Here is a 25,192-nt window from a genome sequence, read left to right as displayed (position 1 = left end):
TCTCCTTTTTTTGTAAGCACTTATTCTTTGACGCTTCCGACCGTCATCCCTTTGACAAAGTACTTCTGCAGGAACGGATACACGACCATGATCGGCAGCGCGCCCATGAATATTTGGGCAGTCCGGAGCGTTTTCTCACTCAAATTCTCCATCGCCTTGATCTGCTCGATCGATATCGAAGTCATTTGGGAGTTGATTGACATGATGAGTGTAGACAAATAGGTTTGCAGCGGATATTTATCCGGCGAATTCAAGTATAGAATGCCGTCGAACCAAGCATTCCAGTGTCCCACGATGGTAAACAGGCCGATCGTTGCAATGGACGGCAGCGAAACCGGCAGGTAGATACGCCATAATATTCGCCAGTGTCCGGCGCCGTCAATCGTTGCCGCCTCCTCCAGCTCCTTCGGAATCGTTCTGAAGAAGTTCAACATCAGGACCATGTTCCATACATTGAGTGCCCCAGGCAGAATCAGAGCCCATACGGAGTCAATCAAGCCGGTATTCTTCACGATCATGTAAGTGGGAATCAAGCCCCCGCCGAAAAACATCGTAATGGCAAAAAACCACACATACGGTGTTCGGAACTTAAATTGATGATTTGATTTCGATAAGGGATACGCGGTGATAAATACCAAAAACATATTCACTGCCGTCCCTAGCACGACCCGCGTTAGCGAAACCCGGAACGATCGAAAAAACTCGACCTTTTCGCCCAAGTATCGGTAAGCATCCAGGTTAAAGCCTACAGGCCAGAGTCTCACTTCCCCCGCCATCGCCGCTGTATTCGAACTTAACGAAATCGAGAGCAAATGAATAAACGGAATGATACCGAGCAAGGTGATTGCGGTTAGAACCAGCGTATTCATGATTACAAACAGCCTTCTGCTGATCGTTGGTTTGTGCATTTTCCTACCTCCACTCCAGCCTAAAAGATCCGATAATTGTTATATTTATAAGCCGCATAGTATGTCACAGCCACGAGAGCCAGAGAGATGACGGATTTAAAGAAGCCAACCGCGGCGGCAGGTCCGAATTGCTGACTGAACATTCCGAGCCTATAGACGAAGGTATCGATAATATCCGCCCCCTCATAAACCGTCGGGTTGTACATAATCAGAATCTGTTCGAAACCGGCATTGAGAATGCCGCCAAGACTTAATACACCCAGCAGGATGAGAATCGGTGCCATGCCCGGGAGCGTAATGTGAATCATCTGTTTCCATCTTCCCGCTCCGTCTACTTCTGCAGCTTCATACAGCGTTGCATGGATTCCTGTTATGGCTGCGAGCATAACAATCATGTTATAGCCCATCCCTTTCCATACATCTGAACCGATGATGATCCCACGGAACCAGTGGTTATCCAGCATAAACATGATCGGTTCCATATCCAGTGCGCCCAGCAAGCCGTTCACCGGACCATTCAAAGAGAATAATTCGATGATGACACCGCCAAGCACCGTCCAGGACAGAAAGAATGGCAGGAAGATAGCGGATTGGATAAAACGCGAGAACCATCTTCGGGTGACTTCGTTGAGTAGCAGTGCCAGAATTAGAGGCACAAGTAAAAACAAAATCATTTTAAATACGGAAATGACAATGGTGTTCCACAGTACTTGCTTGAAATCAGGCAGTTCAAATACATACCGAAAATTATCAAAGCCAACGAAATCCGAGTGGAAGAACCCGGCCAGCGGCTCAAACTGTTGAAAAGCCATCACTAGGCCGGCCATAGGCCCATAAGCATAAATCAACGTGACGATAACACCAGGCAGCAACATCAAATGCAGCAGATATTCTTTTTTTAGCGTTCTCACAGATGAACCTCCCCGTCCATTTAAAACGGGAGGATTCTGCCGACTTCATCAAGGCTCATCCTCCCGTTCTATCATTCAAAGATTATTTGGCACTCTGCTGGCCGTACCAATCGTTGACCTCTTGCGTAATCTGATCGCCGCCAAGCGACTTCCAGCTCTGAACGAATTTATCGAATTCATCCAGCGAAGCCCCCATGACGATCTTAGTGAAGGTTTCCTGCATCAGTTTATCGAGCTGGGATCCCTTCTCCACTTGAGTTGCCGTGGGAAGGCCATAGTATTCATTATTCACATAAGCCTGACTCTCTTTGATTTGCCGCGTCGTTCCCCAGCCGCCGTCTTTTGCAGCCCGGCTGAAATATTGGCCCCAATTTACGCCTTTCGAGGCATCTGCGGTATTGCCTGCAAGGTAATCCTTCGTTGCTTTGAAGACATCCGCCACATTTTTGTAGTTCTCGTCATCCAGCGTAATTTCCGGTTGGTTCGCGTCAAGCGCCTTGTTAACTTCCGTATAGATCGTGTCAATTTGGGCCGGATTATAAATCCGTGGGTTGAACCAATTGTATACATATCCTTTTTCCGCTTTATTCTGATCCATGTACTTTTTGTTGCCCACCTCGATGTAGAAGTTGATCATCTTAATCGCGGCTTCCGGATTCTTCATTTTTTTATTCACGACCACGAGTTTGTTACTGCGAATCTTAGGTACCATGGATTTCCCGGGTCCATCCAGCCCAGGAATTTGAAGGGCAATCCATTCTGCCTTTGGATCTTTATCGACATTGAGATTCAATGGCCAGTTCGGATACCACCATTCGCCGTAGGAAATGCCGACCTTGCCCGCGGTAATATCTTCAACGGACTTGTTCTCGTCCTTCAAGGCAAATTCCTTATCCAGAATCCCCTCCTTGTACCAGGACTGCAGCTTGCCCAGCGCGGTCTTTACTTCCGGCTGAATGAGTCCAGGTACAAGCTTGCCGCTGTCATCCTTAATCCAGGCCGACTGGTTGTCCCCGATGGACGGATATGCGCCAAATCCATTGAAGAAACCTCTAAGGTCAAATCCCCAGAAGAACAGATTCTTCTGCATCGCGATACCGTATGTGTCATTTTTACCGTTTTGGTCCGGATCCTGCTGCACGAAGGCCCTTGCAACCTGTTCCAGCTCATCCATGGTTTGCGGCGGCTGCAAATTCAGGTTGTCGAGCCAGTCTTTGCGGATCCAGAGCAGCTGGGTAGACAGGAAAGGATCCTCAAATCCGGGAATCGCGAGCAGTTTTCCTTCCGACGTAAACGTCTTCATCGCAAAGCCTCCGTCAGACTCCATGTATTTTTTCAGTGCCGGTGAAGCATAGTCGTTGTAAGCCTGGGTAAGATCGGCTAGCATCCCCTGTTTCTTCAACTTCTCGAAGTTCTTCTGGTCCAGTTCCATAATATCCGGCAGATCCGCCGAAGCCATGGCTAACGAAAACTTCTGTTCGAACTGGCTCGAAGGCACCGTCCATTTGTACTGAACCTCAATGTTCAGCATGTCTTTGAGATCTTTAAAGTAAGCATTCTGTTCAGGTGTAATCCCTTGAGGCGTCCGCGGGTCCTCCGGCGGATTGTAGCCGAGCACTTGCGTGACCGTCACCGTTTCAGGATATTTGCCGAGAGGTTCGGGTGGTGCGGTATTGGTTTTTGCATCCTCGGTAGAGGATTTGGCCGGCGTCCCTTCAGATTCTTTTACCTGATTCGAGCATGCAGCCATTACCGAAAGCGTCATCGTGCTAATCAACATCATCTTCGCTAGCTTGATCCATCTCATGATTGCGTCCCCCTTTATCTGGCGTAATCTTCATATCTGTGCTGCTTACGTCTCATTATAGATTCCGCCCGAAAGCGCTATCAATTTTAAGTTTTTTACATCGCTTTCACTTTTTTTACTTATTGGGTATTTCGGTATTCCTGAGGGGAAACCCCCATCTTTTTCTTGAAAAATGTAGTGAAATACGAAGGAGATTCGAATCCGAGCCGAGTGGCAATCTCCTGCAATTTCATATTCGTATGCAACATCAGATGGAGCGCCCCCTCCAGCTTCTTCGCCTGGATATACTCCAGCAGGTTGTGTCCTGTCAGCTGCTTGTAGTAGCGCGAAAGATAGGAAGGGTTAAAATGGACCTCCTCCGCAATGGCGGTCAAGGAGACATCCCCGGATAAATGCTCCATGATATATTTATGGATCCGGTCGATCACGTCGAATTTCATGTCATCCTGCTTGAAGCGGTCATAATCTTGGTTCGTTTCCTCAAACTCTTTAGCCTTTTCGATGTTCACAATAACCATATTTTGACCAAGCGCAGCCCTGCTCTGCAGCATGGATCGTAAAATATCAAGCTGCTGCCCCGAGGTATACCACTTATCATGCAGATTGCCCGAGATCCCGAAAGAAACATGAACGCCGAGCAGTTCTTCGCATTCATTCTGAACCAGCTCCAGGATGCCTCTCATATAAGACATAACCCCATGCCAATGAAGCTCATTTTCCTGCGCATCACTGCGAAAACGATCCCGAAGCTCCACGTCCGGCTGCAGCAGCCATACCTGTAAGGCATCGTCCAGAATAGCATGCTCACATGCAAATGAATTGGGCAAATCGTTGATAAACGTCATCTGAACAGCTTGCGCCACATCCTTTGTTTTCGTCTCCGACGCACCGTCGATCCTTCCCAAGATAAAGAATGCCGGCTGGTCTACATCGATGCAGAACTCCACTTCTTCATAACGGGACTCGGACAGCAGAGAACGGGCGGCTTCTCCATTCAATACCTTTCGTATCAGCTCCCGTTTCAGCAGAGGTTCGGCGATTTGAAAATGCACCTTTGCCTTTTCCGCCTGGATTCTGCGACGGTTTTCCTCATCAAGTTTAGAAGAAGCCACTTGGACAGCTTGGAAAATCGGATCGATTCCTTCGGTCTTCAGGATGTAGTTATCGACGTTTTTCCGCAGTGCTTCATGCACATAATCAAATTCACTATAGCCGGTCAGGAAAATGATTCGGCAATGCGGCCAATAGTATGTAATTTCATCAATCAGCTGCAGCCCGCTCTTTTGGGGCATTCGTATATCGCTGACCAGGATGTCCAGCTTCACTCTCCTGGCAATCTCTAGCGCTTCTTTGGCGGAATAAGCTTTGCATACATCCAGTTCCAATTGCGTTTGCTCCTGAAAAAGCTGAACCAAGCCGTTAACGATGACAGGTTCGTCGTCCACGATCAACAGTCTGTACATGATGATGCCTCCTTTATCCCATCGATGATAATGATCAGATCCACCTTTAATCCGCCATAGGCGCTGCGTGAGATGAATAATCCGCTTCCAAGCCCATATTTAAGCTGAAGCCGGTTGTTCACGTTGATCAATCCTGTTTTTTCAATATGCTTCGAATCCATAGCCAGCCTGTCCTGCAAACACTGCAGCATCTCATTCGTTAGCAGCTTCCCGTTATCCTCCACCGTGACACGCAATTTGCCTTCCCGGTAATCGCTGCTGATATATAATTTCCCCTCCTCCATACCGTCTTCGAACGCGTGCTCAAACGCATTCTCCACGATAGGCTGTATGATGAGTCTCGGAACGGTTATGGACGGCGGAATGTCCGAAATTTCCTTATGCTCATATGCAATCCGGTTCGAGAAGCGGATACCTTGAATGTCGCAGTAATCCAGTGCATGCTTGTATTCCTTATAGAAAGGCACCTCGTCGGAGCCGCTTCTCGTGATGTATTGATAGTAGCTTCCCAGCTTTTGCGAGAGCTCCGCCGCGCTATCCGAGTCTCCAACCTTGCACATCATATAAATATTAAAAAAGCTGTTATATAGAAAATGCGGATTGATCTGAGACTGCAGCTGCTTCAGCTGCGAGTGCTGAAGTGCTATTTTTTGCTCATAGTTTTCCTCAATCGAATGTTTGAGCTTAAACGCCATCCTGTTGAACCCGTTAAATACGTAATGAAACTCATCTTTGCTTCTGGACTCGATCATGATGTTCAAATTATCGGTTTCGATCATATGAAAGGCTTTAACAAGCTTTGACAGCGGCCTGTGGATCATCAGATTGACCGAGAACGAATAAAGCACCATGACGATCACCGCCAGAATAAACAACGTATAAAACCATGTAATGAATTGGCTTAAAGGCCGCGTGATTTCATTCTGGTTCACATACATGACCAAGGACAGATCCAGCGCGCTAACTTCATTCTCGATGATAAAATAGTCTACACCATTCAGCTTCCCCGTCCCCGGCACACTTTGCTCCGGGCTGGGATTGTCCAGAATATGGCTCAAAATCTCGGATGACTCATCGGCCCGCAGAGCTGTCGTTAATATGGTCCCCCCTTCTTTACTCCCGAGTAATACTTCGGATTCCGGATACAGCTTGGCGATTTCGCTTAAAGCCCCCAGCAGCTTGGATCGGGAAATTTCGATGTAGGACCAGATGCCGCCGTTGTTTTCGGTTTCAATCAGAAAAATCCGGTCGCCGCTTCTATAAAAAGAAGGCTTGGGCATAACCGTCATCATGGAGGAGATCAGTTCCATTTCCTTATTCGGCGTATTGGTCACGCCCGTTGTGGTCGAGATCGTTTTCCCGATATCCTTCACGTAAACCCCGGCGTTCACGATGTACTCGCTGGAAACCATGAGGGTTGCTAGCCGATCTCTGACCTGATCAATCAGCTCCACCTCGCCATAGTCCTCAAGCATACTGCCCCGAAAGCTCAGCTTCTGCAGATCCTTGTCATTCAGCAGCTGCAGCTGCAAATTCCGAATAAAATACATCTCCTTATCGAGCTGCTTGGAATAGAAGGATGCACCAGCCGTAGCGGAGTTCAAGAGGGACTGCTTCGTAACGGACATCCCCTTATAATTCAACCAAATACTCATCGAGATGAGAGGAAGTAATAATAGAATAAAAACAATGACGATTTTCTGATACACAAACCATTTCGATGCTTTGCCCGGAGCTTGAAGTTTCATGCTTTCCCCCCAATTGCTATCAACCAATCTATTATCATTTAGTATAGGGGGGCCAGCCGACATTACAACGAATTATTTTTACATTGTTAGGTGTGAACATGACTAGGCACAAGTTCCAGGCATAGAAAAAAGCCCCGCTGAGGGGCTTAGTCAGGCTTATAATTCAGCATAGGGATCCGACTGCGTGATCATTTCGAACGGATAATTTCATATTTTGGTTTCACGTTGTTGAAATCCGGATTCGTTCCGCTCACCATTAAGCCCATTCCCCAATCGAAATGAACATCCGCGGTAGGCACATCCGCAGCGTCACGATATTGGAACAGGATGTTTCTCCGCGTAAGGTCGCTCCTGTTCACGTCCGAGCCATGAATGGTCAGGTAATTAAAGAAAAGCACATCGCCCGCCTTGGCCGGGCACGGGGTTCCCGAGGATAAGGGATACTCCTTGTGGTTCAAATAATAAGCGCCGATATGCGGCAAAACGCCCTGTTTATGGGATCCTGGCACAACGCATAGGCAGCCGTTCTTCATATCGGCATCGTCCAGATGAACGCTGGCGGCTAACATGGTGTGATCGCGATGAGGGAAATATGGATAATCTTGATGCATGGGAAAAGCGGCCCCGTTAGCAGGAGGCTTCACCAGCATTTTCGAGTGATGCAGTTGCACGTTCGGACCGATGATTCCGTTCAACACTTCTGTCATTCGGGGATGGATTGCGGCTCTCATGAACGCGGCATCATGGTAGTGCACATCGTGAAAGCCTTTCAGAACCAGCTTCTTAAGCTGCTCAGGCGGCAGGAAGTCGCCTTGCCAGGCATGGTTTTGATCCGATTTGGCTCGTGCCGCCCTTTGGATGATCCCATCAACCGCCGCTCTCATATCCGCTACTTCCTGTTGATTATAAACGCCTCGAACCAGCAGGTACCCATTGTCTTTGTAAAATTGCACATCCTTTTCGTCCATCATCACCATGCACCCTCTCAATATGTTATGGTTTATCTAAGTTCATTATAGTAAGGGCGAGCGAAATCGTATTTGCACGGGAATGACGACGTTTTGCAATATCACGCCAAAGGAGCTGCTAATGCCTTGTATCAATGGAGCAAAAGCGAGGACCGTCTTAATCGTTATGCTGGACGGCTTGAAAGTGAAAGCCTCTCGTTCCTCGTCTATTACTGGGGGAGTGTCCGGCATTTGACGGCCAATTCCTTACACCGCCATTCATTCTATGAGATTTGTTATGTGGACGGTGGAACCGGTGTATATATGGACGGAGATCAGACTTATCCCTTATATGAGGGGGTCGCCTTCTGTACGCGCCCAGGTCGGTTACATCAGATCAAAGACGTAGACAGACTGAATCTGTTATTCGTCGCGTTTGAAGCGATGGAGAGACCGTTTGCCCAAGAAGTAACAGTGAAATACGTAGAGGCTCTTCATCGATGTGCCGTTTGGACCGAGCATGCTGGCGATTCGCCTGCCATCCAAATATGGAAATCCATGCTGATGCGCTCAGAACCCGAGGCATCGCTGCCTGCATCGCTCTTGCCCAAGCTAGCACATGTACTCCTCCAGTCCTTACCTGTCCTGCTCGGGGCTTCCGGCAGCTTCGAAAGCGCGCCTCTCTTTTCATCCGCGTTACAACTCATTCAAAAGGCCAAATTGTACATAAGAGACAACCTCAGCAGGCCTATGTCACTACCCGAACTGGCGGCTTACCTGAATGTGTCCGAACGGCACTTATCCCGATTGTTTGCGGAAAGCATTCATGAATCCTTTTCCTCCATGGTTCGCACCGAACGCATCCGGGCAGCCGAGTTAATGCTCCAGCATACCCGTAATCCCATCAAGGTGATTGCAGAGCGAACCGGGTTCTCATCCGTTCATTACTTCACAAGGCTGTTCACCAAGTTCAAAGGTATTCCCCCTGCCGCTTATCGAGCGAAATGGGCCTTAGAGGCGGATCATCAGGAATGATCTCTCGGACCAATGTTACCGCTCATAGATATTTCCTACGGGAACCGTTATGACAAGCCAATCCATCACCGCTTTGATTTCGGGTGTACCTCCTGAGTTTGAATTCCCCATGCTTAACCCCGGTGACTTGGCATGTTATAATTCGGTTAATATGCTGGAAGGGATGAAATAAATGCTGGAACTGGAAGCGACTTTAAGTAGATTCATAGAACAACAGGATTTATATAATCGAGATTTCGGGCTCTTCACCGATCATGAAATACGACAGCGGTCCGAAGTTCAACTGCCGACTGTAGATGAGCGCATAACACTGTCTCCTGAGCTTAGTTATCTATACAGCCATTATGAGATGATTGACGCTATGGCCGAAGGAACCCACAAAATGAAGAACGCGGCGGTTGAGATCGGTGAATCGGCCGTCATCTACTTTGTATCTCCTGAGCATCTGGTCCGGCAGCAAATGGGCTATCGCTGGATTTACGTCGGCGGTGAAACGGCAGAATCGAGCCTTTGGCCGGCCCATCACGTCGTCATTGCCAATGTAAACGATGATCCGCTAATCGTTGACGTCCAAGCGAGTGGTTCACCCGTATACGCCGCATTCGAAGGTGGCGAGCCTAAACTGGTCGCGAATTCGCTTGCGGATTGCTTTCACGCGCTGTCCATTCTCATTGAAGGGGCTCGGCTTTTCCAGGGTGAAACCAGCGACGAAGAAACCTATGAGACTAAACCGGATTTTCTCGCCCATGTGATGCCATCACTGACTGATCTTTTGGGAAGCGAGCAAATGGATGCCCTGCTGGAATATTTATCGCTTCAGTAAAGATGTCTGGACGGCCAATTAGACCGTAACGATACAAGGCATGAAACCGGTAGGAGCAAGGGTTCCATGTGCTTAAGGAAAAATAGATAAGGAGATTCGCATGACAGGGACTTTAACTTTAATCCGTTATAACGGAACCGAAAAACACGCTTTGGCTGAATCCAAAGCCTATGCCACCCGAACCCAAGTCAATGAACGGCCGCAAATCATGCTCTGGTTTGAGACGGAGACGGATCCCGAGCCGCTCCAGTATTTACCGGATTCGGATGAATTACTGAACAATCCGGACGCGGAGCTTACGATTTATCTAGATACGTTAAAACTAGATGAGTTTGCACCGCTGGAATTTGCGATAGCCCATGGTTATAACGAGAACTCCAGAAGCCTGGATGCAAGACTGTATTATTTTGAGCACCAGGAGGTGAATGATAACCGAGGGCGTATCGAGTATAGAGGAAATGGCGTATTTTACATATATTGGACCGGATCAACGATGGACGTCGACTATTATGACGGCAGTAAACCGGATACCCGGTTGGAGCTGGAAGGCGAATTTACGATGGAGAAATACGAGGATTGGTTATAACGAAAAATACATAATCTGCAGCAACACCTTCCACCCCCGTAGAGCCAACCACTTCGTTGTGTGCTGGCTCTACGGTTTTTTTACGCATCATTACTGCATATCTCATTTCTCATTCGGTATCAGCGGTTAGCTAAAACCGAAAACACGAACCCCCCACTGCTTTCTAGTTCAATCATATCAAAGTATTAACAAAACCTACCTCCTTCTTACTCCTTAAATGCACCGTATACATACGCTCATTTTTTTGTTGTTGAATGTACCCTTAGGGGAGGTTTTATACTTACATTGTAAAAACAGCAAGAACAGAAATTGAGGAGGTTTCATTGTTATGAGAACTTTGGAAATGTGGTTTGTCATCTTTAATCTGATTATGCTAGGTTGGTTGACCTTTGCTCGGAACAAGCCACAGCGACATCTGATCTTTGGTTTCGGTATATCTGCTGTACTCCTGCTAGCGCACATTCTTATCGAAGGAATGCGTTGGCAAATGATCCCCGCCTATGCAATGACGTTTATCCCGATCATGGTGTTGGCCTTAAGGTACATTCCCAAATCAAAGAAAGTCAAAAAGAAGGCCTTCCCATTTAAAACCACGTTGATTGCTGCACTGGCCGTGCTGTATTCTACTATTGCGGTGACACTGCCTCTCCTGCTTCCAGTATTTAAGTTTGAAAAGCCGACGGGGCCCTATAAAATAGGAACGGTGACTTATGATTGGAAAGATGAGCTGCGTGAGGAAGCAAATACGCCGACACCTGACGATAAACGTGAGTTAATGGTACAAATCTGGTACCCGGCCAATCCTTCGACGAAAGGCAAACAAGCGCCATATGTCGCACACCCCGATATTTTCGAAGATGGATACAGCCAAGCGCTCAATATGCCTAAGCAGTTGTTTAAAAACCTTGGACTGATTAAAACGCATGCGATCATAGGTGCAGAACTATCGAATAAGGAAACTACCTACCCGGTTCTCCTATTCTCGCATGGATTCAATGGAGTTAAGAACCAAAACACCTTTCAGATTGAAGAGTTGGCCAGTCATGGATATATCGTAATCGGCATTGATCACACGTACTATAGCACCACTTCCGTATTCCCTGATGGTCGTGTTGTAAATTTTTCTCCTCTGGAGGATAGCGGGTACGAATACTTAGATCAATTAAATAAGGTCTGGGTGGAAGATACGATGTTTGTAATCGATCAGGTTGAGAAGATCGCGGAGAATGATCCGGATCATCGGTTTACAGGCCGTATGGATACGGACAACATGGGCATGTTTGGTCACTCCTATGGTGGGGCGACTGCCGTTCAAACCCTGTTGAAGGATCCCAGACTGAAAGCTGCCATCAACATGGACGGTGGATTATTCGGAGAACAACGGCTTCCAGAGGATGGAGTGAATGGACCGTTCCTGATGATGAGCGCTGACGACACACTAGCAGGAACTGCCAATATGAGCGATGAGAATATCGCTTCCCAAGGAACAACAAGAGAGGAGCTGGACAAGTTCTTTGATGAAGTGTTATCACGATACAATTCCGTGGCATCAGGTGAGAACTATTGGATGAAGATAAAAAATATGAAGCACATGGGCTTCTCTGATACGTACTTGCTTTCACCTGTGCTAGCATGGATAGAAGGTGTTGATGTGCGAAATGCACATCGCCTGATAAACGAATTCAGTCTAGATTTCTTTAACCATTATTTAAAGCAGCAGCCGTTTAAATTAATGGAACAAAATATTGGAGAGCATTCTTCGTTTTCACTGCAGAAAGGCGCAGACTGAATTCCAAGGATGCATCTAACTTCTTAGCCGGGGCGTTATCGCCCCGGTTATTTTTTCAGTAATGCGTGGTCACATATGTCCGAGCCTCCATTCGATGCCTTGAAGCAGTAAATTGTTCCCTTTTGAGAACAAGCGGTATTCCGGGCTTAATATTGCGCACAATGTATTGAACCGTTTAATACGTTCAGTTCTAGGGCTCTTCGCATATTCCGCAAAGTAACGGAAAACATCCTCTTGGTTCATCGACTGTTCGGCGTTTGCATACAGCATGGCCGCATTCTCGACGATGGATTGCACGAAAGGACTACCAGCTGGCAGGTTGCGCTCCAAGGCTGTATTCAGCCGGTTTTGGATATCCTCAATCTTCTTGGGCCATACGGAGGCACCCCATCTTGGCTGGTTGACCATGTTGAAAAAAAGAAATTCATCTTGGACCAGGTCCGGAATAAACTGGGGATCGTTAATTAACGCCTGTAATTCATCCCAGACAAACGCTTGTTTAGCCGTTATTTTGACTTGATTAACAATACATTTATTAAAGAAATAGAGAAATGATCTTCTCCATTCCTGAGGGACTCCATCCAGAAATTTGGAATCCTCCAATTTATCCATCATAAATTGATTCCGCTTCTCACTATTGGTTGTCCGTGTCTTGACCAAGTCTTGAATATAATCTAACGAATCCTCGTCGTGTGTCTTCGCTTGACGCAAAATCGAGATCATACTCGTCAGAGTGCTAACTTGCGCCTCCAAGGACTCAATCTGCCAATCCAAGGCTGAAGCAATTTCGATTTCGCCAGCTATGAGCCTGCGTATATCATCAATTTCGAAATCTAGAAAGCGCAGCGTTGTAATGAGTTGTAAACGCCAAATATCATCCTTCGCATACAGCCGGTGCCCTCCCTCGGTGTAATTTGAGGGCTTAAGCAACCCGATCTTGTCATAGTAACGGACCGTTTTTACAGTAGACCCCAACAATGCAGCAACTTGTCCGATCGAATAAGTTTCGTCTTTATGTGTTACGGAATTACGGTTCCCATCTCTCTGTAAGCTGATCTCTTTGTATGAATACACTCCACTCACCTCAATTAGATAGTATATACCATCTTAAGTCGCATGCCTTCATATAAAGCTGTAGGATATGAATAGAACCGTAAGGAATTAAAGATACCGCGAGTCTGCGGTTTCTTGAGACTTAAGCGCCAAACTGTTTTAGATGATGGTCCAGATGCTTGTATAACCCTTTTCCCCATTGCTCCGGGGTCAGTTTACCGAAGAATGAATGGGGTTTCGTGGTACATCTCTCAGGTCCGTTCTTTTGGAACGCTATGATTTTTTCTTTCAATCGTGCTCTTTCCGTTTCAAATTCTCTTGCATCCACAATCATAATATCCGGAATGGTAGACATATTGCGGGGTAACGGTTTGTCATTATAAAAAACGGGCTTCGCGAAATTCCCTACCAACCTACCTAACCAGCCTCTTGGCGGGTTTGTGATGCCCATGGCTATGTCTTGGAATGCAGAGCAGTGAGCCAGCATTTGGGCAACATCCATTTTTCCCCATAACGGTTGTGATTGAGAGTTTAATGAGTCGATTCGGTTTAATATTTGGGTCATATCCAATTGATTGAACATACTATTCATGATTGATTGCCTCTCCCTGTAATAAAATCCACGTCTAAACTCCTGATTACATTATAGCCGACCCATCTTCGGGACATTTCTTCTTGATTGCTTTCTTGTTTTAATATTTTAATAGGAGAATTAATATCATCAAACCTGTGAAGCAAAGTGAAACTGCAGCCAATAGAATTGAAACTTGATGTTGCCTGGTTTCGCGTATGTATTTCCACTCCATATAGCCGCGAAAGCAAAAGATGACGGATAATAAGAATGGCCATATGGGATAGGGCCTGCTTCTATCCATAGTCCATACAAGGATGAGTATCGGAAGTAATAAAGCCCATGAGCCCAGAAGATACCATTTATACACCGGCGTGTCACGCATTTCTTCCTCGCCTATATCAATGATCTTGCTCAGGACCCATTGACCGACACAAATAACAAGGATAATAAATGAGTATAACCCCTCCATTATCACCCTCCTTTAAATAGAATAAAATGTAAGTTATTTCTACAACCATCTCATAAAAAATCCTTTTGAAACCTTCACCTGTCTTTCTTGTGCCCAGGTCTCCAGCTGCCTAATTCCCTCCGCCTGGTCCTCCGCTAACTGAAAACAAAACTTCAAGGGAACTATTTTACGACCTTTCGGCTTGATCCCTATCACCGGTTTCCTGTCATGATTGATTAGTAAACATTTCACAGCTTCAGCGTTAATTACTGTACCGTTTATAACAATTCCGTCTTGATCCATTTCCATCAAGCCCGGTTTCATCACATACGTTCTATATACGATGATGACAAATACGGCGGAGCAAAGAACCAACCATACAATCCATACATAATAAAAGATGTCCTTTTTGTTCATGGCCTCTTATTATGTTGCCAAGAAGAATAGCGATTAAAATCAACATCGAAATCATTAATCTGCCCCCTGACGGAGCAGAAACTTGAAACATCCTTTTCTTATTCATCTTATATCTCCTATCTTGGAATCAAGATGGTTCTGTTTTTCATCCTTATGTATAGGTTCATTATACTTGAACTAACAAAATGTGGTAACCAGTATGTACAAAAGCAATAAAAAAAGCCCCGATTTCAGCGGCAGCTCGTGTCTAAAGTATTCACATCATCTCATATAAATAGCAACTTAGAATTACATGATCAACACCTCGTTTTCTAAAAATCATCGGTAATTATTCATTCTTTCTGTTTATTCCCCAGAAGCCAAGCGATTCGGTTCGATCGGTTTGCTTAGCCAATGCTCATCGGTTTGTACGTGATTCTTGCGCACAAACTTGGCAACGCTGCGCTTAAAATCGCCATAAACGAATGAGGAAGCCAGCCGAACTACATAACCTTCCTGCTCCCCTCCGCAGTTTGACTGCTTCGTATAACAAGCTTTGGCAGCAGCCTCGTCCCAGATCCCCCGGTACAAGACAGGAACCGTTAGAAGTCCCAGACGTTCCGCCCAAGCCTCCGTCTCGTCCCATGACAGGCAAACATTATACTCATTCCACACCGAAAACAGCATGTAATAGGCAGGCAGCGCCGAATACGAAAGTGAATGCTTGGCGTATACGTTTTCCCCGCAGAGACGATATCCTTCCGGAATCAAAAACTGGATGCCACCATGCAGCGTCTTCACATAATGACGCGAAGGATGATCCTTGCTGTCCAGAGATCTGGCATGGATGAAATTGGGGTACATCGTGGTGTTCTCCCCGTCCATTTTCTCGGTAATGACAACTTCCTGCCCCGTAAAATGATCAGTACTCCGTAAAATCTTATCGTCATCCGTATAACCTCTGGACCAGGGCAAATGCATCGTTTTGGGATATTTCATTTTCATCGTTGTTCACCTCCTTATTTGCCGAAAGTGTCGGCTTCTGCGAAGAAATATAGCTCGGCCAGCATATCTTCGCCTAACAAATGATAGATCTTGGATGCCCCGCCATCCCCTCCATGCAAAATTTCCATATGAAAGCTTACAAGTTGAACGACGTGCTGAATAAATGCATCATCATATCCGAGGTCCTTCAATGTATGGCAGGTTATGCTTGCCGATACATGCTCATGCCCATAATAGGAATAATAACCTCTTGCTTGCTTCCATACTTTGCAAAACGGCTTACCCGCGTCATGGAACAGCGCTGCTAATTGCATAGCAAGCAAATACTCGCCTTCATAGAAAGCATTGATATATTCCAGCACGGAAAACGTGTGCTCCGACAACGTTTTGGAATGAAACGGATTCTCCTGATCATATCCCAGCATCACGTTGAAATAGGGGGATTGGGACAAATAGCCAAATAACTCATCATGACCCGGTTTGCGTGTTAGCAGCGCTTCCAGTTCTTCTCTTGTAAGCTGAGTTTCGCCCTGCTCATGAACGAGATGCAGTTCACTGAATCCTTCTCCCCTTACAGGGAATTCAAGATTTTTGGCAAATTTCGTCATGACCTTCTCATCGAGCCGGCGTTTTCGTCCCTTGACTCGTTCCAGAGCCACTTCATATGGGGTTGTGCAGATATGGCACTCCACTGATCTATCGCCAAATCGCTTCAGGAACTTCTGTCTCCGCTCCCGGCTGACATTGGTGGCATCAAAAACGACATTTCGTCCGAACGCAAGCGCCTGTTCGATCTCGGCGAAAGCTTCGTCAAATACCAGATACGTATTTTTCTGTTTGGATTCGCTGCCGAACAATCTTTCACGGATCGAGTCCGTCGCAACGATGACGGCCCGCTGGCTTTTGCATAATTGTTTGGCATGATAGCTTTTTCCGCTGCCGGGTATCCCGACCAGCATATGAATCGTACACATGTAATTCACCTCCCTTCAGGTCTTGGTTCGCTTGGTGTCATGTTTACGTGTTCGGAGGGATAAACGACTCACCCTTCTAATGGACATCACTTATCGAAAACCTTCCTCTAAACAATGTACCATCCTTGCGGAGTGTTTGAGTAAGTAGAGAATTTTTATACTCAACTTTTACATGTCTATAAAAAGGCTGATTGCCGCAGGTAAGAAGTCCTGCATGGCAATCAGCCTTCATATGATGCTTTCATATCATATCTACTCTGTGACTTTTCCTTTCGGAGCAGGTGCGGTCGTATCACGCTCTACTAACTTGACGGGGATCAGTGTCCGGTCCGGTGTCTGTTTCCCTCTCTCCAACCAGTTTACAACATGTTCGGCTGCTTGGCGTCCAATCTCGTAAAAATTCTGCTCAACGGTGGTCAGCGGGATCATGACATGCTCTGTGACAGGGTTATTATCAAAGCCTATGATCGAAATATCCTCCGGAATGCGGATCCCTCGTTCCAAACAGCGGTTCAGCAAGTTGGCCGCGATCAGATCATTCTCCGTCTGAACAGCCGTTACCTCTTCCGCACGGTAAGAGTCCAGCAGTTCATTATAAAATCGCTCAAAGCCAACCTTCTCTCGATAATCCTTCATATTCAGCCTGATATAACGGCTATCGACGGGAAGCCCATGGTCCTTCAGCGCTTGGCAGTATCCGAAATAACGGTTGCGCACCGAAGAGGTCGATTCAATGCTGACCGCTGTTAGAAACGCAATCTTTCGATGACCAAGCTCAATCAATCTTGATACGGCTTGATAGGACCCATTGAAATTGTCGGAAACCACCGCCCCTAGCGGCAGACTGTCAAAATATTTATCGATGGTTACGATCGGATAATCTTCAAGGCATAGTCGATGCAGAATGTCGTAGTTCGTCTGATCGTTCCGCGGATACAATATGATGGCCGCGATGCCCTTTCGGGTCAGCATTTCCAGCAAATCCCGTTCTTTCTGGGAATCATAATCACTTTGGTGAATGCTTAAATAGTAGCCGTTCGCGTTGAGCCAGTCCGAAGCTCCGCGAATATATCCCATCGTACCGCGGTCGTCTTCGGAAGGCAGGATAAGCGATATCATTTTTTCCGTTCCAACCGACCGCTGCTCCTGTCCACGTTGCCGGGGTTTGACAAAGCTGCCGCTTCCCTTGATGCGGTAGATAAACCCGTCCCGCTCCAGCTCCTCGAGTGCTCTTCGTGTTGTAATACGGCTCACGCCGAAGGTGGAGCTCAGCTCGGCCTCCGTGGGAAGCTGGGCTTCCGGAGGATAGTGGCCCGAAGAAATTTGCGATTTCAGCTCGTCCATAATCACGCGGTACAGCGGAGGTTTATTGTCTTTGGTCAACTTGGTTCTCATCCCATCTTTATCTATTTTCCAGTGTTAATCTTGTCGTACTAAAATTATAGCGTTTGCATCATTGGCATGTAAACCGCTCCTTTCATCCGTTCTTTGCACCATTTCGATTACTTTACATTTGAATAACGTTCATACTGCGCTTTTTTGATTTCCAGATAGCGCTGGGCACCCATTTTGTCCAGGGTCTTTACGTAGTTATCCCAGTCGGTGTCCAGGTTCGCTTTCCCCGTAACGAATTTCACCCGCATCTCCTCGATATACTTATTAATGTCGGTCAGGATCGCGCTGGTTTGATTGGCTTCGTCATCCGTGGGAACAAAATCCGGCCAAAGCTCTTTGGGCGCAAGCTTATCAAGCTCTGCAGGATCCGCTTTGATTTCGTCAGCCACCGTCGTCCCGCGCGCCGCCATCCGCAAATCGTCGTCAGGCTCAACATATGGATAATAAGCACCATACACGTTATCGACATACTGGAAAGCGCCCAGCTGTACACCGCCCTTGTAGTTTAAAATCTCGTCCTTGTATTTCGGTTTGCCGTCGACCAATTCGTAGGTTTCGCCCTCAAGTCCAAAGGTGGCAAAGTTAATCCCTTCCTCCCCATAGAAATAATCGATCCACTTGATGGTTTCAACCGGGTATTTGTTTTTGTTAGTTATCACGAAACCGAAGATTCCTTTAGCCGGCGGCCCCAACACCCCTGCGACCTTGTCCCCGTTCGGCCCTTCCAGGGCATGAATGCCCACATAGTTTTCAGCTGCATCCTTCCCGATATATCCTGGACCTTCCCATACAAACGAACCAATCAGATTGTTGGAACCGTCCGTAGACCACTTCGCATAATCGTAGCCTGTCGTGAAATTTTGCTGGGCCAGCGACCCGTCCTTATACAGATCGCTCATGTAGCGGAGCAGCTCTCTGTACTTCGGATCATTAAACGTCGTCTTGACCTGTCCGTCCGCGTCTTTATATAGATATTGACCGAATGCCTTGGCACCGCCTTCTCCCATACCGAAGCTGCCAGCCAGGAAGCTCTCCAGGAAGGTCCAATAGGAAGACTCGAGCACCCAGCCCAGACGCGAGCTGTCCTTCTCCCGCACCTTTTTCAGCGCCTGGCGAAACTCTTCGGTCGTCTTCGGAACATCAAGCCCCGCTTCATCGAGCCAACCCTTGTGGATATACAGACGAACGGAATTGAACGCTTTAGAGAAATCGACGTAAGGCAGGGCATAAATATGTCCGTCCGACATCGTGATAGCTCCCTTAATATCCGGGTTGTCCTTTAAGAGTTTGTTCAAATTCGGCGCATGCTGTTCAATCAGGTCCTCGAGCGGAACAAACAAGCCCTGTTTGCCGTATTTCATCAGCTCGTCGGTGCCGAAAGCAATGCGATAGAATGCATCTGGCAGGTCGTTGGAGCCGAGCATGACATTTTTCCTTTCGGTCACGGCGGAGCCCGCCAACTCTTCAAATTCGACTTGAATGCCGGACATTTCTTCGTATTTTCGCCACATCCATAATTGATCCGCCGGAGGATGCACATCGGTATACCCGCGCTTGACGATCCTTAACTTGATACTGCCGGGATCTCCGTCCGTTCCTGCTGGTTCCGGCTCCACCTTTCCCCCCGAACCGCTGCAGGCGGAAAGCGTAAGCGAGAATGTCATCGTTAAGGCAAGCAGAAGATTCATTCCTTTTCTCATATCCATATCCCCTCTTTCCATGATTATGAGTTCCAAGCGGTAATGTCCGCTCCCATATCGGCTTTACCCTTTGATAGCTCCCACCATGATGCCTTTCTCAAAGAAACGCGACAGCAGCGGATACAACAGGAGCAGCGGCAGTGCGGATAATACGACGATCGCATATTTCAGGCCTTCCTTGACCATCATCTGATCCGCATATTCGGCACCGACCGAAATTCCGGCCATTTCCTTGAAGTCGTTCTGAACCAGTATTTCCCTTAAAATCAGCTGCAGCGGAAATTTATGCCGATCCGTCAAATAAATCATAGCGTCAAAATAAGAGTTCCAGTGGCCGACACCGTAAAACAGGATCATGACGGCAATGATCGGCATGGACAAAGGCAGGACAATTCGGTACAGCATATGAAAATCATTGCAGCCGTCAACGTAGGCGCTCTCTTCGAGCTCCACCGGAATCCGGGTCTGGAAGTAGGTTCGCATAATAATCATGTTGTAGGCGCTGATCGCACCAGGCAGTACCAAGGCCCACATCGTATTCAGCAAACCAAGCTCCTTGTTTACCAAATAAAGAGGGATCAGCCCACCGCCGAAAAACATTGTAAAAGCAAACAGCAGCGTAAACAGTCCCTTGCCGTAAAAGCGCTTTCTGGAGAGCGGATAAGCGCCAAATACCGTCATCATAATATTGATCGCCGTCCCGATGAATGCGTACAGGAGCGTATTGGCATACCCTCTCCAGATCTCGCTGTTCTCGAACACTTTGGCATAACTGTCCAGGTTGAAGCCAGCCGGGAACAGCAGCAGAGGCTTGTCCCATATTTGGCGCGGATCGGAAAATGAAGCAAACAAGACAAAGAGAAGCGGGTACAAAATGGCGATGATCACGAGGACGGACAGCACTAAAAGGATGATATCGGCCAGCTTTTCTCCAGGCGTTCGTTTGATGTTCAGCAGCACTTCTTACGTTCCCTCCTTAATCCTGCATGGACGAGCCTTTACCATAAGCTGGTCTCCCCCGCCTTGCGTGCAACCGCATTGACGATGATCAGGATGATAAAGTTGATCACATTGTTGAACAAGCCCACGGCCGCGGAAAAGCTGTACTGGGTGTTAAGCAGCCCGCTCTTGTACATGTAAGTGGAGATCACCTCGGATGTTTCCAAGTTCATCGGGTTTTGCATCAACAGTATTTTCTCAAAGCCGACACTCATGATGCCGCCAGCGCTCAGAATGGACAGGATCACGATGGTTGGAACGATACCGGGAATCGTAATATGCCAAATTCGCCGAAATTTGCTGGCCCCGTCCATATAAGCCGCCTCGTACAGGTCAGGCGAGATGCCCGAGATGGCAGCGCTATAGATAAGTGAAGACCAGCCAACTCCTTGCCATACGCCCGACCAGACGTACAGGTGCCAGAATTTCGATGGCTCTGCCAGATAATCGACCGGTTCTCTCCCCAGGGAAACAAGGATGGAGTTGAAAACGCCATTCGTTGGCGAGATGAAGAAGAACAAAATACCGACCGCGACCACAACCGAAATGAAGTGCGGGGCGTAGGAGATGCTTTGGGCGAATGAGCGGAATTTACGATTTCGAATCTCGTTGAACAAAAGCGCAAGCAAGATTGGAGCGGGAATGCCAACCAGCAGTCCGTATAAACTGATCCCGATGGTATTCTTCAGAATCGTCCAAAAATAATAAGCGTCAAAAAGCCGCTCGAAGTGCTCGAACCCGACCCATGGACTGTTCCAAATGCCAAGGCCAGGCATAAAATCTTTGAACGCGATCTGAACGCCGTACATCGGCCAATAATGCCAGATCAAAAAATAAAGCACCGCCGGCGAGATAATGATGTACAGCCCGATATTTCGCTTAAGCTGCCTTTTAATGTGCGTCCATTTGTTGGACTTTGGAGCGGGCTGTGGGGGTGCCGAGTTTAATCGGGCGTCCATGCTTTGTCATGACCTCCTTTTTCTCGATCAAATTGCGTAAGCAAATATTAGCTATGTTAGGCGACTAATATCTGCTTGCTTTGGCAACGCACCACCTCCTTCTCAACTAATTGTATTAACATTTTTGATGTATTCATTTATTTGTTATAACACATTTTAGTTAGGTTTTATTTTCCAGTCAATATGACATCGAAAAATTGCTACTTTAGATGTATAAACCGTTCATTTGTTATGACAAATTTCGACGGTGCATCATTTCTTTATGAAATAGTCCATTCCACTCGCGATGAGAATCTTGTCTTTGCGAAAAACAAAAACAGCCGCGAGATTCACGCGGCTGTTTCTAAAATATAGACGACGATATAAAAGCAAAGTATCGTGTTTTTGACTAACGCTTTCGCCTGCTTACAGATAACCTGCCAGTTTGACAAGCAATTCTGCTTGTTCACCCGTCAATATTTTGCCGGATTGTGCGATGACTTCATTGGAAAAGGCGTTCAGCATGCCTGCCTTAGCAGAGGTGTTACCTCTATTCTCGGCCTCTTTGGCATTGAGGAGTTTACTTGACAGAGATTGTGCGAGTCCCGGATGACTTGCGGCAAAATGCTCTGCAAGCGCGGACAGGCTATCATAAGTGACGGACACCTCGAAACTAAAGACCGCTTCCGTTTTATTTCCCGCCAGATCGATTGCCGTTACGGAAATATCATGGGATCCCGGCTCGAAGAAATAGGCAGGACGTTCAATCAGTGGACGAAGGCATGGATTCTCAGCTAACCCGGACAAGCTATCGTCGGCGCTGCACGATACGTATACGGAGTCGGTTACCGTGTACGTACGCTCACCGGTGAATTCAACGTCCGGAGCTGTCTTGTCGATTTGCACCTTCAGTGTCCCGGGAACCTCAAGTACGCCTGAGAAGTTGGTAGCGGAATAGGTGACGGTCGTTACGCCCTCCTTCGTGATTTCAAGCTGAGCCGTATTCCCTTTTACTGTGGTCTTTTCTATCGGCTGTGCCCCTTCCGCGAAATATTCGATAGAATAGGCACGGTCCGCAGAGATAGACAACGACACATCGGAATTCACCCAGCCGTTCTCGTTGGGAGAAGGCGATTGACTTACCGTTGAGACTGGTGGCGCACTGTCTTTTACCGTAACAAAGAAGTCATCATAATATGAAGTTGCCACATTGTATCTGGAGGTTACCGCAATCAGTTTAGCGTATGCAGCATTGGCTGGAGCTTTGCCTCTGAGCGTCACTTTCTGCCACTGGGCCAATCGCGATTCATCCAAATGGGTTTCCAAGGTGGAGATGGTCGCGTTATTGCTATCAAAGAATCGGAACATAAAGCCCGGCTGGCCGGATTCAATATAAAGATTCATGCCCGCCGTATATTCCTCTCCCGGGACAACGGGAATCGGATCACTCTGAATGGCAACGGATGCCGTTCTCAGCGTGTCCGTAATCTTCAGGCTGTGCGTTCCCGTGAAACTGCGTTCTGTGCTGAGATCATAGCGGTAACCGTTACCGGGAGCGAATAACGGACTCCATCCCTTTAATTCCTCTTCGAAGCCCGGATTGTTAACAGGTACTGCTGTATGCGGCGGTTCTTCAACAACCTCTCCGTCAACTTCCATCCGATACAGGATCGTATTGGTCTGCATATCCGTGAAATACAGGTTCCCATCCGCATGTAAATCAAATCTGGAGGTGTCGGCCAATGTCCGATGCTCCAGCGTTTCTGGGTCAATGACCGTCAGTTTGTTGTTAAACAGCACATAGAGCAGCCCATCCTCCGACCAGCGCAGCGGGTGATGCGCCCATTGGCTGAAGTTTAAGCTTGGATACACTTTTTTGCTTTTCACGACTTCATAGGTATCAGGATCAATTGCGAAAATGTATTCATAGGATGCCCCCCAGATCAAACCGTCCGGACCGGCGGAAAGATCACCGATGAATATCGGTTTATCCAATCCCGGAACTCTGAGCGGGAACTCGGTGATTTTTTGCTGTTTTTCCTCATCCCATACAAAAATCTTCGCTTCCGCCTCGGTCGGCTCGGAGCCCAGTCCGCCCCGTATCGTCGTGGAGCCGAATACCTTGCCGTCATGAACCGTCGTGCTAAGCACGCTCTGATTCTGGACGACGTTGCGATGAACGTTTATTTCCCCGGTAGCGGTATCATAAACGGTCAGTGAGCCGCCCAAAGTACCGTAACCCGATATAGTCGAAATGTACAATTTGCCTTTAGAACTGGAGATATCCACCAGCCTCTCCTGATCGTTGCCCAGCACGGCCAATCTCTTCGGATTGTTCATGCCAGGCTCCGTCGATAGATCGAACTCGTAGAGTCCGCCCTCCGGATACACGCCCATATAGACCTTATTTCCTACGGCATGAACGCTATCGGCCTGACCGATGCTGAACGGCGTCGCCGTTTTATCCGTAAGATCAACGAGTGAAGAACGGGCCTGTGAGCCGGTGGTGATCAACTCCGTATCGGATACGCTCTTCAACCGGTTGACAACGCCGGGCAGACCCGGAATGACCGGCGGCATTAGGTGTACCTGTTTGGTTTCGATGTTCATGATCGTAACACCGCCGTCATATCGAACGGTAACCAGATTTTTGCCCGGGTATTCCGGATTGTTCGGAAATTCCACCCAATCTACTCCCCGAAATCCGCTGTTGTACTCCATGCCGGTCAACCCGACCTCATGCGTGGCAAGATCAAACGTTTTCAGCTTCTTGTCGGACATATAATACAGTTTTCCGTCAAGCGAGTCCGTTGCGTGCAGTCCCGTTACGTTCTCCAGCACGACATCCAGCCAGCTTTCCGTCTGCGTATCGTAGATAAACGCCTCTCCAGGAATGCCGCTTCCGTCCGTATATCTGGCAAACAAATAACGGTTATCAATCGTGCTCAAGTCATACACGGTGTCTTCTTTAACCGGCAAGGAAGCCGCGATATTCGTTTTCTCACCTGTCGTTAAATTCACGCGTACGATCTGCTTATGTGCGGTACCGGCATATATATTGCCGCCCTGGTAAGCAATGGAGCGCACATATTCCTGATCAAGCAAGCCGATGACGCGGCCATAATCTTTTGTCTGCTTTGTAACCGGGTCGTACTGGTACACTTTGCCGCCGGGATAGGTTCCGACATACACGCGGCCGTGTTCATCCGTGGTGATGCTGTTCGGGACCGACTGTCCGTCGAACTGCGCCACCTGCACAGGGACATGAGTAACCGGGGAGTAACTCCACAACCTTGCTCCGCCGCCGTCAGCCGCAAGGAACAATGTTCCGTCCGGTGCCGTGGTATGTGCCCACGAGCTTTCGGAAGGTCCGATCGGAATGCTCCGCAGCAGTTTATAGTCCTCCAGATCAATGACGTTAAGATGCCCCGGCTTCCCTTTACTGGTCGCGTAAAGCACGTTGCGGCCTTCTTCCTTGCCGGTGGTACCGTTGAACACGGCCACCGTATAGTTGTTAGGGACTAGAATTTCTTCCGGTGTCCCATACGTTTTTTGAGCCAGCCTGCTCTCCCCGGAAGCAGCTGCGACACTACCGCCTCCCGAGCATGCGAATATAAAACAAATTGCAAGCATCAAGACTTGGTACTTGCCACCCTTTCTAATTCTCATAAATAACCTCCTTAGATTCAATCG

At 47.6% G+C, this 25,192-nt stretch carries 21 protein-coding genes; 4 read left to right on the top strand and 17 right to left on the bottom strand.

Translation table 11 applies throughout. The features are described from left to right. Nucleotides 1-20 precede the first annotated feature (20 nt). The 6 genes from ACOZB4_RS00645 to ACOZB4_RS00620 all read right to left on the bottom strand — a co-directional run bounded on the left by ACOZB4_RS00645 (nucleotide 21) and on the right by ACOZB4_RS00620 (nucleotide 7,808). Nucleotides 21-908, bottom strand: a complete 888-nt coding sequence (locus ACOZB4_RS00645) for a carbohydrate ABC transporter permease (protein WP_379409095.1) — start codon at nucleotides 906-908, stop codon at nucleotides 21-23. A 20-nt stretch (nucleotides 909-928) separates the two neighbouring features. Then, nucleotides 929-1,819 carry an ABC transporter permease gene (locus ACOZB4_RS00640; protein ID WP_071221825.1) on the bottom strand — a complete coding sequence of 297 codons (891 nt, stop codon included), beginning with the start codon at nucleotides 1,817-1,819 and terminating at the stop codon, nucleotides 929-931. Between the two features lie 82 nt (nucleotides 1,820-1,901). Beyond that, a complete protein-coding gene (locus tag ACOZB4_RS00635; RefSeq protein ID WP_379409099.1) occupies nucleotides 1,902-3,626 on the bottom strand; it encodes an extracellular solute-binding protein in 1,725 nt (574 codons plus the stop codon). 119 nt (nucleotides 3,627-3,745) lie between these two features. Continuing rightward, nucleotides 3,746-5,089, bottom strand: coding sequence for a response regulator (locus tag ACOZB4_RS00630; RefSeq protein ID WP_379409103.1), 1,344 nt, complete (start codon nucleotides 5,087-5,089; stop codon nucleotides 3,746-3,748). Beyond that, nucleotides 5,074-6,837, bottom strand: a complete 1,764-nt coding sequence (locus tag ACOZB4_RS00625; RefSeq protein ID WP_379409107.1) for a histidine kinase — start codon at nucleotides 6,835-6,837, stop codon at nucleotides 5,074-5,076. The genes ACOZB4_RS00630 and ACOZB4_RS00625 overlap by 16 nt, the downstream gene beginning before the upstream one ends. A gap of 188 nt (nucleotides 6,838-7,025) precedes the next feature. Next, nucleotides 7,026-7,808, bottom strand: coding sequence for a phytanoyl-CoA dioxygenase family protein (locus tag ACOZB4_RS00620; protein ID WP_379409110.1), 783 nt, complete (start codon nucleotides 7,806-7,808; stop codon nucleotides 7,026-7,028). A 123-nt stretch (nucleotides 7,809-7,931) separates the two neighbouring features. Between ACOZB4_RS00620 and ACOZB4_RS00615 the strand changes: the two genes are divergently transcribed. The 4 genes from ACOZB4_RS00615 to ACOZB4_RS00600 all read left to right on the top strand — a co-directional run bounded on the left by ACOZB4_RS00615 (nucleotide 7,932) and on the right by ACOZB4_RS00600 (nucleotide 12,017). Then, a complete protein-coding gene (locus ACOZB4_RS00615) occupies nucleotides 7,932-8,819 on the top strand; it encodes an AraC family transcriptional regulator (protein WP_379409113.1) in 888 nt (295 codons plus the stop codon). A 172-nt stretch (nucleotides 8,820-8,991) separates the two neighbouring features. After that, nucleotides 8,992-9,642, top strand: coding sequence for a hypothetical protein (locus tag ACOZB4_RS00610; RefSeq protein ID WP_379409115.1), 651 nt, complete (start codon nucleotides 8,992-8,994; stop codon nucleotides 9,640-9,642). Between the two features lie 100 nt (nucleotides 9,643-9,742). Continuing rightward, nucleotides 9,743-10,228 (top strand): hypothetical protein, encoded by a 486-nt coding sequence (locus ACOZB4_RS00605; protein ID WP_379409118.1) that lies wholly within the window; start codon nucleotides 9,743-9,745, stop codon nucleotides 10,226-10,228. A 328-nt stretch (nucleotides 10,229-10,556) separates the two neighbouring features. Then, a complete protein-coding gene (locus tag ACOZB4_RS00600) occupies nucleotides 10,557-12,017 on the top strand; it encodes an alpha/beta hydrolase family protein (RefSeq protein ID WP_379409122.1) in 1,461 nt (486 codons plus the stop codon). A 69-nt stretch (nucleotides 12,018-12,086) separates the two neighbouring features. On the opposite strand, the gene ACOZB4_RS00595 is transcribed toward ACOZB4_RS00600, so the two are convergent. From ACOZB4_RS00595 to ACOZB4_RS00545, 11 genes are all read right to left on the bottom strand, one after another. After that, nucleotides 12,087-13,091 (bottom strand): MerR family transcriptional regulator, encoded by a 1,005-nt coding sequence (locus ACOZB4_RS00595; protein WP_339272988.1) that lies wholly within the window; start codon nucleotides 13,089-13,091, stop codon nucleotides 12,087-12,089. A gap of 121 nt (nucleotides 13,092-13,212) precedes the next feature. Beyond that, entirely contained in the window at nucleotides 13,213-13,662 is a 450-nt protein-coding gene (locus ACOZB4_RS00590; protein WP_379409126.1) for a DUF1569 domain-containing protein, read from the bottom strand. A 100-nt stretch (nucleotides 13,663-13,762) separates the two neighbouring features. Continuing rightward, entirely contained in the window at nucleotides 13,763-14,026 is a 264-nt protein-coding gene (locus ACOZB4_RS00585) for a DUF4181 domain-containing protein (RefSeq protein ID WP_422759472.1), read from the bottom strand. 126 nt (nucleotides 14,027-14,152) lie between these two features. Further along, complete coding sequence (locus ACOZB4_RS00580) at nucleotides 14,153-14,509, bottom strand: hypothetical protein (protein ID WP_379409132.1); 357 nt, start codon at nucleotides 14,507-14,509, stop codon at nucleotides 14,153-14,155. Nucleotides 14,510-14,854: 345 nt separating this feature from the next. Then, nucleotides 14,855-15,493, bottom strand: coding sequence for an RNA ligase family protein (locus tag ACOZB4_RS00575; protein WP_379409134.1), 639 nt, complete (start codon nucleotides 15,491-15,493; stop codon nucleotides 14,855-14,857). 14 nt (nucleotides 15,494-15,507) lie between these two features. Continuing rightward, on the bottom strand, nucleotides 15,508-16,467 hold the full coding sequence (locus ACOZB4_RS00570) for an AAA family ATPase (RefSeq protein ID WP_379409137.1): 960 nt from the start codon (nucleotides 16,465-16,467) through the stop codon (nucleotides 15,508-15,510). Between the two features lie 252 nt (nucleotides 16,468-16,719). Beyond that, nucleotides 16,720-17,862: a GntR family transcriptional regulator gene (locus tag ACOZB4_RS00565; protein WP_422759445.1), complete on the bottom strand. Its 1,143-nt coding sequence runs from the start codon at nucleotides 17,860-17,862 to the stop codon at nucleotides 16,720-16,722. Between the two features lie 107 nt (nucleotides 17,863-17,969). After that, nucleotides 17,970-19,562: an ABC transporter substrate-binding protein gene (locus ACOZB4_RS00560; RefSeq protein ID WP_379409141.1), complete on the bottom strand. Its 1,593-nt coding sequence runs from the start codon at nucleotides 19,560-19,562 to the stop codon at nucleotides 17,970-17,972. A gap of 63 nt (nucleotides 19,563-19,625) precedes the next feature. Continuing rightward, nucleotides 19,626-20,522 carry a carbohydrate ABC transporter permease gene (locus ACOZB4_RS00555; protein WP_339272975.1) on the bottom strand — a complete coding sequence of 299 codons (897 nt, stop codon included), beginning with the start codon at nucleotides 20,520-20,522 and terminating at the stop codon, nucleotides 19,626-19,628. A gap of 38 nt (nucleotides 20,523-20,560) precedes the next feature. Further along, nucleotides 20,561-21,520 (bottom strand): ABC transporter permease, encoded by a 960-nt coding sequence (locus ACOZB4_RS00550; protein WP_379409146.1) that lies wholly within the window; start codon nucleotides 21,518-21,520, stop codon nucleotides 20,561-20,563. A gap of 405 nt (nucleotides 21,521-21,925) precedes the next feature. Further along, nucleotides 21,926-25,168, bottom strand: a complete 3,243-nt coding sequence (locus tag ACOZB4_RS00545) for a hypothetical protein (RefSeq protein ID WP_379409150.1) — start codon at nucleotides 25,166-25,168, stop codon at nucleotides 21,926-21,928. Nucleotides 25,169-25,192 lie beyond the last annotated feature (24 nt).

Source organism: Paenibacillus sp. NPDC058898 (assembly GCF_049316025.1).
In the GTDB taxonomy this organism is placed as follows: domain Bacteria; phylum Bacillota; class Bacilli; order Paenibacillales; family Paenibacillaceae; genus Paenibacillus_AQ.
The sequence above is the reverse complement of the archived record's forward strand: the minus strand, read 5'-3'. Positions and strand labels throughout refer to the sequence as shown.

Bases quoted from the DNA above. Each gene is read 5' to 3' on its own strand.
- ACOZB4_RS00605 (WP_379409118.1), top strand. From the start codon at position 9,743: ATGACAGGGACTTTAACTTTAATCCGTTATAACGGAACCGAAAAACAC.
- ACOZB4_RS00565 (WP_422759445.1), bottom strand. From the start codon at position 17,862: ATGAGAACCAAGTTGACCAAAGACAATAAACCTCCGCTGTACCGCGTG.
- ACOZB4_RS00560 (WP_379409141.1), bottom strand. From the start codon at position 19,562: ATGAGAAAAGGAATGAATCTTCTGCTTGCCTTAACGATGACATTCTCG.
- ACOZB4_RS00625 (WP_379409107.1), bottom strand. From the start codon at position 6,837: ATGAAACTTCAAGCTCCGGGCAAAGCATCGAAATGGTTTGTGTATCAG.
- ACOZB4_RS00545 (WP_379409150.1), bottom strand. From the start codon at position 25,168: ATGAGAATTAGAAAGGGTGGCAAGTACCAAGTCTTGATGCTTGCAATT.
- ACOZB4_RS00550 (WP_379409146.1), bottom strand. From the start codon at position 21,520: ATGGACGCCCGATTAAACTCGGCACCCCCACAGCCCGCTCCAAAGTCC.
- ACOZB4_RS00570 (WP_379409137.1), bottom strand. From the start codon at position 16,467: ATGTGTACGATTCATATGCTGGTCGGGATACCCGGCAGCGGAAAAAGC.
- ACOZB4_RS00600 (WP_379409122.1), top strand. From the start codon at position 10,557: ATGAGAACTTTGGAAATGTGGTTTGTCATCTTTAATCTGATTATGCTA.
- ACOZB4_RS00580 (WP_379409132.1), bottom strand. From the start codon at position 14,509: ATGAACAAAAAGGACATCTTTTATTATGTATGGATTGTATGGTTGGTT.
- ACOZB4_RS00610 (WP_379409115.1), top strand. From the start codon at position 8,992: ATGCTGGAACTGGAAGCGACTTTAAGTAGATTCATAGAACAACAGGAT.
- ACOZB4_RS00585 (WP_422759472.1), bottom strand. From the start codon at position 14,026: ATGCGTGACACGCCGGTGTATAAATGGTATCTTCTGGGCTCATGGGCT.
- ACOZB4_RS00630 (WP_379409103.1), bottom strand. From the start codon at position 5,089: ATGTACAGACTGTTGATCGTGGACGACGAACCTGTCATCGTTAACGGC.
- ACOZB4_RS00635 (WP_379409099.1), bottom strand. From the start codon at position 3,626: ATGAGATGGATCAAGCTAGCGAAGATGATGTTGATTAGCACGATGACG.
- ACOZB4_RS00590 (WP_379409126.1), bottom strand. From the start codon at position 13,662: ATGAATAGTATGTTCAATCAATTGGATATGACCCAAATATTAAACCGA.
- ACOZB4_RS00645 (WP_379409095.1), bottom strand. From the start codon at position 908: ATGCACAAACCAACGATCAGCAGAAGGCTGTTTGTAATCATGAATACG.
- ACOZB4_RS00620 (WP_379409110.1), bottom strand. From the start codon at position 7,808: ATGATGGACGAAAAGGATGTGCAATTTTACAAAGACAATGGGTACCTG.
- ACOZB4_RS00575 (WP_379409134.1), bottom strand. From the start codon at position 15,493: ATGAAAATGAAATATCCCAAAACGATGCATTTGCCCTGGTCCAGAGGT.